Source organism: Fictibacillus sp. 26RED30, from assembly GCF_015903845.1.
In the GTDB taxonomy this organism is placed as follows: Bacteria; Bacillota; Bacilli; order Bacillales; family Fictibacillaceae; genus Fictibacillus; species Fictibacillus phosphorivorans.
Genome location: NZ_JACZDV010000001.1, coordinates 294,482 through 307,320, shown reverse-complemented (window position 1 = coordinate 307,320; position 12,839 = coordinate 294,482). Strand labels below are relative to the sequence as shown.

The following is a 12,839-nucleotide window of genomic DNA, read 5'->3' as shown; positions in this document are numbered from 1 at the left end:
TCCCTTCAACCTTCTGCCAACGGATGGCGGACATAAATGATTTCTGGGTGAACTGATTCTCTTGATGCCTTTCTAGCAAAAATAAATTGTCCTTGACGTAAATCTCTTATTTCGTCGGGGGATATCTTAAATTTTTGAACATGCCGCAGTGTACCTTTGTCGGCTTTTAAATCAACTCGTTTTAAACGACCTTCTTGTTTTTCAGTTGTGATCGTCAGATCGATATCTTTGAATGTGCCAAGTGTGTTTGCCCAGGAATCAACTTCATCTGGATTGTTGGTCTGGCCGATGGCATACGTATTCGTATTCCCTACAACTTGCTTGGCAAGGTACGGATCATTCTTTTCAAGATCGGCTAGCGTTTGAGTCGCGATGATGCAATGAAAACCGGCAGAACGTGATTTGTTTACGGTATCTACAATTTTATCATTTGCATAGACTGAAAACTCATCATAGATTGCGAGGATGGGTTGATCTTTTAATTGATTACGGTTCCGATATGAAACCAGATAGTTAATATCTAGTATTAAAAAACGTGCGATGACTTTGATAAACTTGTCATAGATCAATCCATCAAAACTGACAAATAATGCTTCCTTCTCTTCACTGATTCGGATTAGATCCAGACTATTATCGGTCTCTTCAAAAAGATGCCCTAACTCGCTGTCTAACAAGAGATAGATCTGCGTACGAACGGATGAAGCATTTTTGAATAAATGATTCTCTCCTGCCTCTTCATGACGGTACCGTTTAAACAAACGTTCATAATTTTTTTCAGCCCGTTTGCTTCTTACTGGTTTTACTTTTTGTTTTGGAGCTTTCCCCTCTGGCTTCTTCGTATCTTTAGTTGGCAAAAATGAAGAATAGGAAGTGCTTACCACTGCCATTTCTGCTTGTTCTTCTTCTTCCACTTCGATAACATCTTGATTTAATACTTCAAGAATTTCATTTGGATCTAAATATTTTGCAAACGTCCATAAGTCCCGGGTAAATTCATAATCATCGATAAACTGAATAAGAGCCTGAACGAGAGACGTTGAAATGGAAGAATAATAATCACTCTCTGTTTCAATTAACTGCTCCAGTTTATCTTTAATAACGGTTGGTCCTCCATACTTCAAAGGATTGTATGTTAATTTCCCTTTATCAGAAAACACTTTCAAATTTCTGTCGTATCGTTTACATAAAGTTTCCACTTCTTCAATACTTTCAGATGATCCCTTCCCATCGATAAAGATAAAGGGCAGGTTCTTTATCAGTGCGTACTCTACAAAATTTAAAAGTAAAATTGTCTTCCCACCTCCTGTTGTGGCAGGAATAAACATATGTTGATTGATCTCTTTAAAATCCATGTAGTATGGCTTCCCATTTTCGGTTATTCCAAGAAGCAGCTGATCTTGTTCCTTCTGGTTCCTCCATTTCTTTTGCGCTTTTAGTGTCAGTTGGAACCGGTTCTTTTTCACTTTTTGATAGTGTGAAGACGATTTAAATGTATCCCGTTTTTCCTCTGTTGATTTTACTCGTTTTGAACGGTGGTAATCCGTCATCAGTGACCAGCCATATGAAACGAATAATCCCCCTGACATATACAAAAACAAAGAAGTATTTGTAAACTCCATCTTCTGTTTTACGATTCGCTCTAACCATGTAACATCAAAAGGCAGAACGCCATACAAACCTAAATAACTATAAGGATTAGTGTAGACGATAAAACAAAAACTGATCAATCCTAACACAGCGCATGAAAGGTGAATCCTGTTTTGTTTTACGATACGAAATAAGATAAAGAAAGGTAGAGAAAAAACTAATAAAGGAAAAAAAGCAAAAACACCTATCAACATCGCAATGCCTAATCCGAATTCTTTTCCTAAGTCTTCATTGCTTTTCGGCAAAGTGCAATAACCTCCTTATCAACTCCAGCTGCAACATATCGCTGACTATTCCTGTCTGTTGCGCATAAGAGATGACGGTATCACGGATACACTCATTCTCACACAGATACCTGACTTGGTTATACTGACCGTTAAGAATCTCATTTCGGTAACGATTCATTTTTTCGATGTAGCGCTTTGAAGATTTTCGGGTGAGTTCTACTTCACATGCGATCCTTTCACCATTCTCCAGAAGTACAAAATCCGGAATGCGATCCGCGATTCTCTTTAACAATGTTGTGTTTCTTCGGTCTGCTTTAGTAAAGTTCTGCTCGATATACTCACTCCTAAGTTCACGCTCTGTGATGAACTCAAATGGCTGGCCTGTTTTCTCAGCAATATTTTTAAGTGCTAGGATACAATCGATCATGACGAGTTGATGATTAAGGGTAGAGTAGTTAAATTTTGTAAACCGCGTTAATGAACTTCCGAGATATTCGACACCGCTTGGGCGCATGGCTAAGATCAATTGATAACCGATCTTCTCTTCAGTCAAAAAACCTAATGATAGCAATTTGCGCTTCGTTTGATAGACCGTGACATGTGAAATATTACCCTTTAGAAAAGCTGAGAGCTGAGTTGTCGTAATGACTCCAAAGCGATTGATAACTTGCAGTACTTCTTCTTGTTTTTCGGCTAACAGATTCATAGGCATCATTTCCTCTCCAAAGAAATCCTCCCTTCAATCTTTAACCAAATCGACAATTGATCAACAACTAAAAATCATTAGCTTCTTTTAAATCTCTTGACCTTGAACTTACCCACCTCCTCTACTCAAAAATCACTTCTCTTTAAAATCTATTAAATCCCTAAATTATACTGGAATAATATCACAGTCAAATATATACAACAATAGGACGTCCGCTCTATTTATACATCTGTCTTTCCACCTTGTGCTCCCGTGACCTCACAACACATGATGTTGGTGGTGTGAGGTCACGGGATTTCCACGGCGATAGCCTGGAAAAACAAGGTGGATTTTCCTTACTAGTCAATGGATACGGACGTCCTTCACCTTTAAAATGAAAATCAGGCTGATTTCGCACATTTTAAACACATTTTTAATGACCTTTGGAGAGGAATTTTAGCACAAACCTGTAATGTATTAAAAAACAAGTAAACATTTTTATAAATTATTTAATTATAAAAATAAATGAAATACACACATTTGTTTCCTAGCTTAGTCTCCGGTTCAAAATCTTCTTATCCCCTTTGATGATGACCATATAGTTCCTGCACATCTCATAGAGTCGCGATCCTAACGCTTCGTCCACTGCTTCTATTTCATCCACTGTTAATTCGGATGAAATTAATACTGGCAGATGGTTTAAGTAGCGGTAGTTGATAAGAGCATACATTTTTTCAATCTGCCATTCCGTTGCTCTTGGTCGTCTTAGTTGCCCTACTGGTTTGAATAGATCATCAATGAAGAGTACGTCTACCTTTTTCATCCGAACCATCTTTTCTTCTAGCTTTTCAAAATCGTCTTTTAGATCATCAAAGCCTTCAACATATGGAAAATATAGAACAGATATTTGCATCTTCTTGATTAAATGATTAGCTATAGCAGTCAGAAGATGCGTTTTACCCGCACCTGGTTGTCCGAGCAAGGCAATACTGTTTGTTCTCATTCTCCGGATATCACTAAAGTCTAAGATATATTCCTGGGTACATTGATAAGCATCTTTTATCAATTGATCCTTTCCTTCTGTGATAAAGTTGCTAAAGCTGTTATTACTGAATTCATCTGTGATTTCTGATGACCGAAGAAGTTTTTCAACATTTTTTTGTTTGATGCAGCTGCACCTTTCAGAATAGCTATCATGCCATTCCCATGCATTATCAGGACCACAGACTTTACCAAGATAATAATCAGACTCAGGTACTTTACTGGCAGGAACACAAGATTGTGTACCTGAGTTCCAATGCCATTCTGTATCTTTGTGTACACGATAAAAGATGATCTCTTTGTCTTTACATTTTGTACAATGATAATCATCTAGCCTTTCGGATGCGACCAACCTTTCCGCCGGTAATTGAAAATGCTTTTGACATAGAGATTCGATTATATGGTTCAGACGACTTTCCATTATTAATCTCCTTTCGATGACTTGCAAATTGAATATCCAGGGATTTCACATCATCTAAACTTTGAACATAGCTTTTAACCCATTTTGAAAGTATGCCTCTTGTATATGTCCACGAAGCTTTATCACAAGCAACAGACCTTTTTATTGCCTCTATCACTAGCTCTTCATTCAATACTTTTGTCCAAACATTTATCTCATTTATAATTTTTTGAGATGCCTTTCCTATATGCTTTTGGAAGTATTCATGCACTTTTGTAGTTTTGTTCTCATTCTTTTCTTCTTTCGTGTTCTTAAATGCATTTTCTATATTTATATCTTTATCTATTTCTATATCTAATTCTTTATCTATATCTGTTGCGTTACTATGCGTTACTGTAACGTTACATGTATCGTTACCTGCTTCAAGCTGCTTTTTTTCTCTATGTTTAGCCACACGATTTCGTGTCTGCTGCCTAATCTTATCAAGCCCTTCGACATTTTGATGCTTCTCCCAGTTACTGATAGCGATAAAGTTTTCATGACTGATTTCAATCATCCCAAAGTCTTCAAATGTCTTTAGTGCAAGTCTGACAATATTCAGCGGACGATTAAAAATGGTAGCCAGCATTTCATCTGTATAGGGAATGTTTTCGTTCAAGTAGATGTAACCATTGGCGTTTGTTTTTCCGGCTTGAGACAAAAGCTTTATCCAGATGATCAGAAGCATATCAGATTCAGGCATGTTCTCAATCAACCGGATCTTTTCATCCTCAAACATGTTCGTACTAAGTTTGATCCACTTCACTTCAGCCATTTTGAATCACTCCTTATTCAAATGATTTATCTTAATTGTAATAACCACTTGTTCAGGAATTTTTTCGTTTCCGCTGCTGGAAAATACCACTTCCCACCAACTTTGATTTTTGGAAATTCATTCTCATAAAAGAAATTATTAAGAATGGTATTCCAGCTCATACATGTTCGCCTTTTTAGTTCTTTTGTATCCCAATACACCAACTCAGTATCAAGCTTCTCCATTCTTTTTTCGATTGCATCGTAATACATTTCTTTGATTGCTTCCTCATCAACTTGTACTTCTAACAACTTAGGGGATCTTTCTAACTGCATAATACGATTTGACATTTAGAATCCTCCTCTTTTCAAAAGTCAGCTCCTGTTGAGGTAATCAAATGGAACGTTTATAATAATGACAATACGATTCTTTAACAAACCTTTTAACATTAACGTCAGCTAAATCCGGAAATAAATACTCAGGAGTTGTATTTAAGTAATTCGATAACTTAAATAATAGTTTTGCGTCAGGATTACCTCTGCCACTTTCAATATTTCTAATATGGCTTTCGCTAACATTAAGATCTATAGATAATTGGCGTTGGGAAATATTAAGCTTTTGGCGTAGTGATCGAAAACGTAATCGGCGCACATTAGCGTTCTCCAAAATATCACCTCATTTCATTTTGTGTTTTTAAATGACACTTAAAGCTTAACACGTCATTTAAAAGCGTGTCAATATATAAAACGTCATTTAAATAAACTTTTTTTAGTTGGGGGTATACTTATGAATGAAGAAAGAAAAAAAGTGATTGGATTACGAATTAAAAAGTGTAGGCAGGATAATAAGTTGTCACAGGAAGAGCTTGCACAGAAATTGGATATGAAGAGATCAAACGTAGCAAATTATGAAGCCGGAAGAGTAGTACCTCCTGGTAGTGCGTTGCTGGAGATGTCCGAAATCTTTAATGTAACAACGGACTATTTGCTGGGAAGTACAAATGATCCTTATTCAAAATTCTCATTAGAAGACAATGATTTAAAACAGATTCAAAGACAACGAAACAAACTTACCGGTAAGGACAGAGAAAGATTTGAAAATATGATAAAAATGTTAAAGCTTTCATTTCTAGACACTGAAAATGAAGAAGGTGATGAATTTGACGAAGAAGACGACCTATAAAGCCGACTTCGTTAAAGCACAGAAATCTGCAGATAATGTCTTAAAGAATAGTACTATAAAAGAGTTGCCTGTTCGGGTGAAACAAATCGTGAACAGTTTCCCAAATCTCAAAATAAGAACTTATTCTTGGTTTGCAAAAAAGAGAGGATTTTCACATAAAGAAGTTTGTAATCTCGTAAACAGTCATGAAGGATGCTGTTTATATTATGAATCCTTAGATGAGTATTTGATTTTATACAACGATAAGATACCTAGTAAGGGCAGAAAAAGATGGACTCTTGCCCATGAACTTGGACATTATGTCATGAATCATAACAAAATCAGCAATAATTCTTCCTTGGCTAGAAGTTCACTTACAGAAGATGAATACAACGAATTTGAAAGTGAAGCAAACTGCTTCGCAAGAGAACTATTAGCCCCTCCTCCAGTCTTAAACGAACTAAAGATCAATGACCCAAATGACATTTCTAATTTATGCGACATATCAAGTGAGGCTTCTATAAATGTATATAAGTTTATAAAGCAAGGTGCTCAATTTGGTATCAAGTATTCTCCAAGCCATCCTGTTATCCAATTATTTCAAGAATTCATTTTTAAGATTAAGAATACTCAACGATGCATGAGCTGTAATTATCTCTTTTCAAATGCTCAAGCAGTCTTTTGTCCAAGCTGCAACAGCAATAATCTAAGAAAGGAAGAAAATATTTACCGTAGTGATTTGAAGAATACGGCAATTATAACAAGTCAAAATTTGAACAAGACTCATAATGTGTGCCCTAATTGCGAAAATGGAGATTTACCTTCAGGTTCAAATTACTGCAATAAATGCGGTGTTTATTTAGTAAACAAGTGTTCTGGGTATGCTTATGAAGATTCACACATGAATATTAAATGGCATGATTTCCATGGAGGTTGTGGTGAATTACTTCATAAGACATCTCGTTATTGTCACAGATGCGGTTCATCCTCTACATACTTTGCAGATGGGTTATTAAAAATAGAGAATTAATCATAAAAATTAATTGCTTATTAAAAGCAAATTTTATTATTAATCAGGTCTTGTTCAGAGCAAAAATAGAATAAAGGAGATACATGAATGGCTAATTTCCGAAAATTAAGCAGCGGCATGTGGCAAGCACGTGTTTTTAAAGATGGAAAAGTAATGAGTATTGGGACTTTTCGTACCAAAAAAGAAGCCCAAATAGAGGCAAATGCTGTAGAAGAAAAAATTTATTATGGTCACACACTAAATGACAGGGATTTAATGTTTGATGACGTTGTACATGAATGGTTATATAATCATAAAAAATCCTCTGTTAAAGATTCTACTTTTCGACAATTAGAAATCATCGTAAGAATACACATACTCCCTTACTTCGGGAATAAAAAGTTAATTCGAATTAAAAGACCTGAGATTAAGAGATGGATGAATCATTATGCTGAGCTCAAAGATGAAAGCGGACATGAGGTTTACTCCTATGGATCTCGATTAAAATATTTATCAGTACTCAAAAGCATATTCCATTATTCGGTTCACGATATGGAGATATTAGATAAAAATCCAACGAACAAATTGAAAATACCAGTTAAAGATAAAATACAAATTCATAAAGATATTAAATATTATTCTTTAGGTGAGTTACATCGATTACTTGACTTTATGGAAACTTATCAGCATCAAAGGTATCAGGAGTATCGTCTGTACTTTATGCTAATTTATTTACTAAGCCAAACCGGATTAAGAATAAGCGAAGCACTCGCCTTACAATGGACTGACCTTAAGGGTGATAAATTAACGATTGAAAGACAAACTAGCCGTGATGATAACAATAACGCAATGATAACTTCTCTTAAGAATTCATCCTCATATAGAACAATTAAACTTGATGAAAGTTTAGTAGCTGAACTTAAAAAGTTCAAGCTGTTACAAAACCAGATGATTTTACAACACACTCAATTCAAACGCAATAACGACGGAATTATATTCCAAAATTTTCTTGGAAGGTATCTTACACCCTCTATAATACGTGAGACATTTCAGGGGTATTGCACAAAAGCAAATGTCAGTTACAAAGGTACACATGTTTTCAGGCATACACATGCTGTTTTATTACTTGAAGCTGGAGCAAGTATTAAATATGTTTCGCAGCGCCTCGGACATCAAACGATAAAGACGACAGCTGATATTTATTTAGATGTTACGGACAAAATTGAAGCAGATGAACTAAATAAATTCTCAGTTTATACAAAGAGAAATAAAACCACACAAAAAAGAAACGATCCATTCTCTACGTAAAAGACCTTGGTATAAATAAAATAATCCAGGTCTTTTTTAAAACTTAAAAAGCAAAAAAAATTTCGAGTTGGCACAAAGTTGGCACGACATTAATTTACACATAAAAAAGCCTTGGTATATTGCTTATATACCAAGGCTTTTCATCATTTATCCGATTGAACCTTCCATCTCGAACTTGATCAGACGGTTCATCTCTACTGCATATTCCATTGGAAGTTCTTTCGTAAATGGCTCGATGAAGCCCATTACGATCATTTCCGTTGCTTCCTGCTCAGAAACACCACGGCTCATGAGGTAGAACAACTGATCTTCAGAAACTTTAGATACAGTCGCTTCATGCTCTAATGTGATGTTATTGTTCAGAATTTCATTGTACGGAATCGTATCTGAAGTGGATTGGTTATCCATGATCAGCGTATCACACTTGATATTGGATTTAGATCCGTCAGATTTACGTCCGAAGTGAGCAATACCACGGTATGTTACTTTACCGCCATGCTTTGAGATCGACTTCGAAACGATTGTAGAAGAACAGTCTGGTGCTAAGTGCAATACTTTAGCTCCAGCATCCTGGTGCTGTCCTTTACCAGCGATCGCGATAGAAAGAATCGTCCCTTTCGCCCCGCGGCCTTTCATGATAACAGCCGGATATTTCATCGTTAGACGAGATCCGATGTTTCCATCTACCCATTCCATCGTTGCGTTCTCTTCAGCAACTGCACGCTTTGTAACCAAGTTATAAATATTGTTTGCCCAGTTTTGAATCGTTGTATAACGGCAGTAAGCGTTCTTCTTAACGATGATCTCTACAACCGCACTATGAAGTGAGTTTGTAGAATAAACCGGTGCTGTACATCCTTCTACGTAGTGTACAGAGCTATCTTCATCTGCAATGATTAGCGTACGTTCGAACTGACCCATGTTTTCAGAGTTAATTCGGAAGTATGCTTGAAGTGGCGTATCACATTTAACGCCTTTTGGTACGTAAATGAAAGATCCACCAGACCATACTGCAGAGTTAAGTGCTGAGAACTTATTATCAGTTGGCGGAATGATCGTTCCAAAATGCTCACGGAAGATCTCTTCGTGCTCTTTTAAAGCTGTATCCGTATCTGTGAAAAGAATTCCTAAGTCAGAAAGGTCTTCTTTCATGTTGTGGTATACAACCTCTGATTCGTACTGAGCAGATACTCCTGCAAGGTACTTCTGCTCAGCTTCGGGAATTCCTAGCTTGTCAAAAGTCGCTTTAATTTCAGCAGGCACTTCGTCCCAAGACTTCTCAGATTTCTCAGATGGCTTAACATAGTACGTAATATCATCAAAGTTTAAGTCCTTCATGTCTCCGCCCCATTGTGGCATTGGCATTTTATAGAACTGCTCTAATGACTTCAAACGGAATTCAAGCATCCATTCAGGCTCGTTCTTCATGCGGGAGATCTCTTCTACGATCTCTTTTGTTAACCCACGCTTCGATCTGAAAATGGAAACGTCTTTATCTCTAAAACCATATTTATATTCGCCGATATCCGGCATTTTCTTAGCCATTACAGAATCCCTCCTTACTGGATTGGCACTCTTTAACTCATTATCAAAAGGAACTTATTCTTCCTCTTCCTCATCTTTTCCTACCCCTTGCTCCATCGCCTTCCACGCAAGTGTGGCACATTTGATGCGAGCTGGAAACTTGGAAACGCCAGAAAGAGCTTCGATGTCACCTAGATCATAGGATTCATCATCATAGTCGTTCCCTAACATCATATCATAAAAAATGTTTGCAAGCTTTACAGCATCTTCGACAGGAAGACCTTTAACAGCCTGTGTCATCATAGAAGCTGATGCTAAACTGATCGAACACCCTTCACCGTCGAACTTAGCCGATTCGATCTTTCCATCTTCTACTTTTAAAGTGAGCTGGATGCGATCGCCGCATGTTGGGTTATTCATATTGATCGTCAGGGCATTATCTTCAATAACCCCTTTATTGCGTGGGTTTTTGTAATGATCCATGATGACCTGACGATATAGCTGATCTAAATTAGAAGACATGACCGAAATACTCCTTTGCTGTTGTTAAGCCTTTAAGAAAAGCATCGATGTCATCTTCAGTGTTATACAGGTAAAAGCTAGCACGTGCTGTTGCTGTAACATCTAACCATTTCATAAGAGGCTGTGCACAGTGATGGCCTGCACGAACAGCAATACCCTCAGAATCTAAAACGGTTGCTACATCATGCGGATGAACATCATCTAAGTTGAACGTTACAAGTCCTGCTCGTTCTTTTGGACCAAATATCGTAACACCCTCTAACTCCGAAAGGCGCTCCATCGCATATTCAGCAAGTACATGTTCATGTTTTAACACATTATCAAGACCTACTTCTTCTAAGAAATCAATCGCAGCACCTAGACCGATCGCACCTGCGATGATCGGTGTCCCACCCTCAAATTTCCAAGGCAGCTCTTTCCACGTAGATTCTTGAAGTCCTACAAAATCAATCATCTCTCCACCGAACTCAACAGGATCCATCTTGTTTAGGAGGGCTTTTTTTCCATAAAGCACGCCAATGCCTGTAGGTCCACACATTTTATGTGCTGAAAAGGCAAAGAAATCACAATCGAGATCTTGAACGTCTACTTTCATGTGAGGGGCGCTCTGAGCGCCGTCCACTACCATTACAGCTCCGTTCTTATGTGCGATCGCTGCGATCTCTTTGATCGGGTTGATCGTTCCTAATACGTTCGATACCTGCATAACTGAGACGATCTTAGTATGCTCTGTAACTGTATTTTCAACATCCACAAGATCAATCGTGCCATCCGGCTGTAAAGGAATGTACTTAAGCGTTGCACCAGTGGTTTTCGCAACTTGCTGCCATGGAATGATGTTGCTGTGATGCTCCATTGGAGTGATCACAATCTCATCACCTTCTGACAGGTTTGCCATACCATAGCTTCTTGCTACCGTATTGATCGCTGTTGTTGTACCACGTGTAAAGATAATCTCCTGAGTGGATTTAGCACCGATAAAACGGCGTACCTTTTCACGCGCTCCTTCATAACCATCTGTAGCACGAGTTCCAAGTGTATGAACACCACGGTGAACATTCGAGTTGTACTCTTTGTAATATTTATCTAAAGCTTCAATTACTTGTATCGGTTTTTGTGAAGTAGCTGCACTGTCAAGGTAAACGAGAGGTTTGCCGTTAACTTCCTGATCCAGGATAGGAAACAGCTTTCTCCATTCGTTTGCACTCATTAGCGCACTTTCCTTTCAATAACCTCGACTAAACGATTTTTAACAGATTCTAAAGGCATCTGACTAACGACTGGTGCTAAGAATCCGTGAATGATCAAACGTTCAGCTTCAGCTTTTGAAATACCGCGGCTCATCAAATAGAACATTTGAAGAGGATCGATTCTTCCAACTGAAGCAGCATGACCTGCTGTAACATCATCTTCATCGATCAAAAGGATCGGGTTCGCATCCCCACGCGCTTTTTCACTTAACATAAGCACGCGTTCAGTTTGCTCACCATGAGACTTTGTAGCACCGTGCTCGATTTTTGTAATACCGTTAAAAATTGAGCTCGCACTATCTTTCATTACCCCATGAGTAAGGATATAACCTTCAGAATGTTTTCCGTGGTTAAAGATTTGCGCTACGAAGTTTTGCTTTTGATCACCGCGTCCGATTGTAACAGTCTTCGTATCTGTAAAAGATCCATCACCGATCAAATGAGTTGTGTTGTCAGAAACCGTATTTCCATCGTTAAACTGACCAAGCGCCCACTCGATGCGAGCATCTTTCTCAGCACGGCCTCTACGGTTCACGTATGTTGTCATTCCTTTTGCAAGGTTATCTACGGCACCATAAACGACTTTTGCACCGCTGCCTGCATATACTTCAGACACGATGTTTGCTACTGAATCTGTAGCATCGTTCGTTGATAAGTAGTTTTCTACATACGTTACTGAACTGTTATCCTCTGCTGCAACGATAACGTGGTTGAAGATCGCTGCTTCATCGTCTTGATAATAAACGGCTTGAATTGGAGCAGAAAGTTCCACGTTCTTAGGAACATAAAGAAATGCTCCATTAACGAATAGTGCTGCATGAAGGGCTGGCAAACGGTTCTCATCAACCGCAACAGCTTTCATAAAGTACTTTTTCACTAGATCTTCATGCTCTTTTGCAGCTGTTAGAAGATCTGTGTAAATAACACCTTGATCTTTTACCGACTCTTCAAGTGCAAAATAAACTGGTGTTCCATTATGGATAACAAGAACATTCTTCGCTTCTTCTTCAGAACCAATCAATGCCTTAACATCTTCAGGAAGTTCATTGAACGCAACAGGAGTGCCAGTTGCTTCATGTTTGAATTCTGTAAAGTTCCATTTATCGATTTTAGTTTTGTCCGGTTTAGGCATTGGAAGCTCTTGAGCTAATTCCAATGCTTGCAAACGAAGTTCCTGCAGCCAAGCGGGTTCCTGTCTGCTGCTTGAAAAACCGGTTACGTAGTCCTTATCAAATCTTAGGCTCGTATCAACTGACATGTATAGTCCCCCTT

The 12,839-nt window shown here is 37.9% G+C and carries 13 protein-coding genes; 3 read left to right on the top strand and 10 right to left on the bottom strand.

Annotation, left to right across the window (positions count from 1 at the left end; translation table 11 throughout):
- Positions 1-5: 5 nt before the first annotated feature.
- The 6 genes from IHV11_RS01465 to IHV11_RS01440 form a co-directional block, all read right to left on the bottom strand.
- Positions 6-1,892, bottom strand: a complete 1,887-nt coding sequence (locus tag IHV11_RS01465; RefSeq protein ID WP_197129634.1) for a type IV secretory system conjugative DNA transfer family protein — start codon at positions 1,890-1,892, stop codon at positions 6-8.
- Positions 1,876-2,589, bottom strand: coding sequence for a hypothetical protein (locus IHV11_RS01460; protein WP_231607358.1), 714 nt, complete (start codon positions 2,587-2,589; stop codon positions 1,876-1,878). Before IHV11_RS01460 ends, IHV11_RS01465 begins: the two co-directional genes overlap by 17 nt.
- Positions 2,590-3,106: 517 nt before the next feature.
- On the bottom strand, positions 3,107-4,021 hold the full coding sequence (locus IHV11_RS01455) for an ATP-binding protein (RefSeq protein ID WP_197129631.1): 915 nt from the start codon (positions 4,019-4,021) through the stop codon (positions 3,107-3,109).
- The gene (locus tag IHV11_RS01450; RefSeq protein ID WP_197129628.1) at positions 3,927-4,814 is read right to left on the bottom strand and encodes a phage replisome organizer N-terminal domain-containing protein; all 888 of its coding nucleotides are present in this window, start codon (positions 4,812-4,814) and stop codon (positions 3,927-3,929) included. Before IHV11_RS01450 ends, IHV11_RS01455 begins: the two co-directional genes overlap by 95 nt.
- 26 nt (positions 4,815-4,840) lie before the next feature.
- Entirely contained in the window at positions 4,841-5,104 is a 264-nt protein-coding gene (locus tag IHV11_RS01445) for a group-specific protein (protein ID WP_197130003.1), read from the bottom strand.
- Between the two features lie 82 nt (positions 5,105-5,186).
- A complete protein-coding gene (locus IHV11_RS01440) occupies positions 5,187-5,444 on the bottom strand; it encodes a helix-turn-helix domain-containing protein (protein ID WP_312035278.1) in 258 nt (85 codons plus the stop codon).
- Positions 5,445-5,579: 135 nt separating this feature from the next.
- On the opposite strand from IHV11_RS01440, the gene IHV11_RS01435 reads away from it, so the two are divergent.
- From IHV11_RS01435 to IHV11_RS01425, 3 genes are all read left to right on the top strand, one after another.
- Positions 5,580-5,975: a helix-turn-helix domain-containing protein gene (locus tag IHV11_RS01435; protein WP_197129622.1), complete on the top strand. Its 396-nt coding sequence runs from the start codon at positions 5,580-5,582 to the stop codon at positions 5,973-5,975.
- Positions 5,953-6,984: an ImmA/IrrE family metallo-endopeptidase gene (locus tag IHV11_RS01430; RefSeq protein WP_197129619.1), complete on the top strand. Its 1,032-nt coding sequence runs from the start codon at positions 5,953-5,955 to the stop codon at positions 6,982-6,984. Before IHV11_RS01435 ends, IHV11_RS01430 begins: the two co-directional genes overlap by 23 nt.
- Before the next feature lie 87 nt (positions 6,985-7,071).
- Positions 7,072-8,271, top strand: coding sequence for a tyrosine-type recombinase/integrase (locus IHV11_RS01425; protein ID WP_197129604.1), 1,200 nt, complete (start codon positions 7,072-7,074; stop codon positions 8,269-8,271).
- A 147-nt stretch (positions 8,272-8,418) separates the two neighbouring features.
- Here IHV11_RS01425 and sufB read toward each other — a convergent pair whose 3' ends face one another.
- The 4 genes from sufB to sufD are packed head-to-tail and all read right to left on the bottom strand — an operon-like array spanning position 8,419 to position 12,825.
- Entirely contained in the window at positions 8,419-9,816 is a 1,398-nt protein-coding gene (gene sufB, locus IHV11_RS01420; protein WP_137791777.1) for a Fe-S cluster assembly protein SufB, read from the bottom strand.
- Between the two features lie 54 nt (positions 9,817-9,870).
- Positions 9,871-10,317 (bottom strand): Fe-S cluster assembly sulfur transfer protein SufU, encoded by a 447-nt coding sequence (sufU, locus tag IHV11_RS01415; protein WP_197129601.1) that lies wholly within the window; start codon positions 10,315-10,317, stop codon positions 9,871-9,873.
- Positions 10,307-11,527 (bottom strand): cysteine desulfurase, encoded by a 1,221-nt coding sequence (locus tag IHV11_RS01410; protein ID WP_197193533.1) that lies wholly within the window; start codon positions 11,525-11,527, stop codon positions 10,307-10,309. The genes sufU and IHV11_RS01410 overlap by 11 nt, the downstream gene beginning before the upstream one ends.
- The gene (sufD, locus tag IHV11_RS01405; protein ID WP_197193532.1) at positions 11,527-12,825 is read right to left on the bottom strand and encodes a Fe-S cluster assembly protein SufD; all 1,299 of its coding nucleotides are present in this window, start codon (positions 12,823-12,825) and stop codon (positions 11,527-11,529) included. Before sufD ends, IHV11_RS01410 begins: the two co-directional genes overlap by 1 nt.
- Positions 12,826-12,839: the final 14 nt, after the last annotated feature.

Bases quoted from the DNA above. Each gene is read 5' to 3' on its own strand.
- IHV11_RS01460 (WP_231607358.1), bottom strand. From the start codon at position 2,589: ATGATGCCTATGAATCTGTTAGCCGAAAAACAAGAAGAAGTACTGCAA.
- IHV11_RS01455 (WP_197129631.1), bottom strand. From the start codon at position 4,021: ATGGAAAGTCGTCTGAACCATATAATCGAATCTCTATGTCAAAAGCAT.
- IHV11_RS01450 (WP_197129628.1), bottom strand. From the start codon at position 4,814: ATGGCTGAAGTGAAGTGGATCAAACTTAGTACGAACATGTTTGAGGAT.
- IHV11_RS01435 (WP_197129622.1), top strand. From the start codon at position 5,580: ATGAATGAAGAAAGAAAAAAAGTGATTGGATTACGAATTAAAAAGTGT.
- IHV11_RS01425 (WP_197129604.1), top strand. From the start codon at position 7,072: ATGGCTAATTTCCGAAAATTAAGCAGCGGCATGTGGCAAGCACGTGTT.
- sufB (WP_137791777.1), bottom strand. From the start codon at position 9,816: ATGGCTAAGAAAATGCCGGATATCGGCGAATATAAATATGGTTTTAGA.
- sufU (WP_197129601.1), bottom strand. From the start codon at position 10,317: ATGTCTTCTAATTTAGATCAGCTATATCGTCAGGTCATCATGGATCAT.
- IHV11_RS01410 (WP_197193533.1), bottom strand. From the start codon at position 11,527: ATGAGTGCAAACGAATGGAGAAAGCTGTTTCCTATCCTGGATCAGGAA.
- sufD (WP_197193532.1), bottom strand. From the start codon at position 12,825: ATGTCAGTTGATACGAGCCTAAGATTTGATAAGGACTACGTAACCGGT.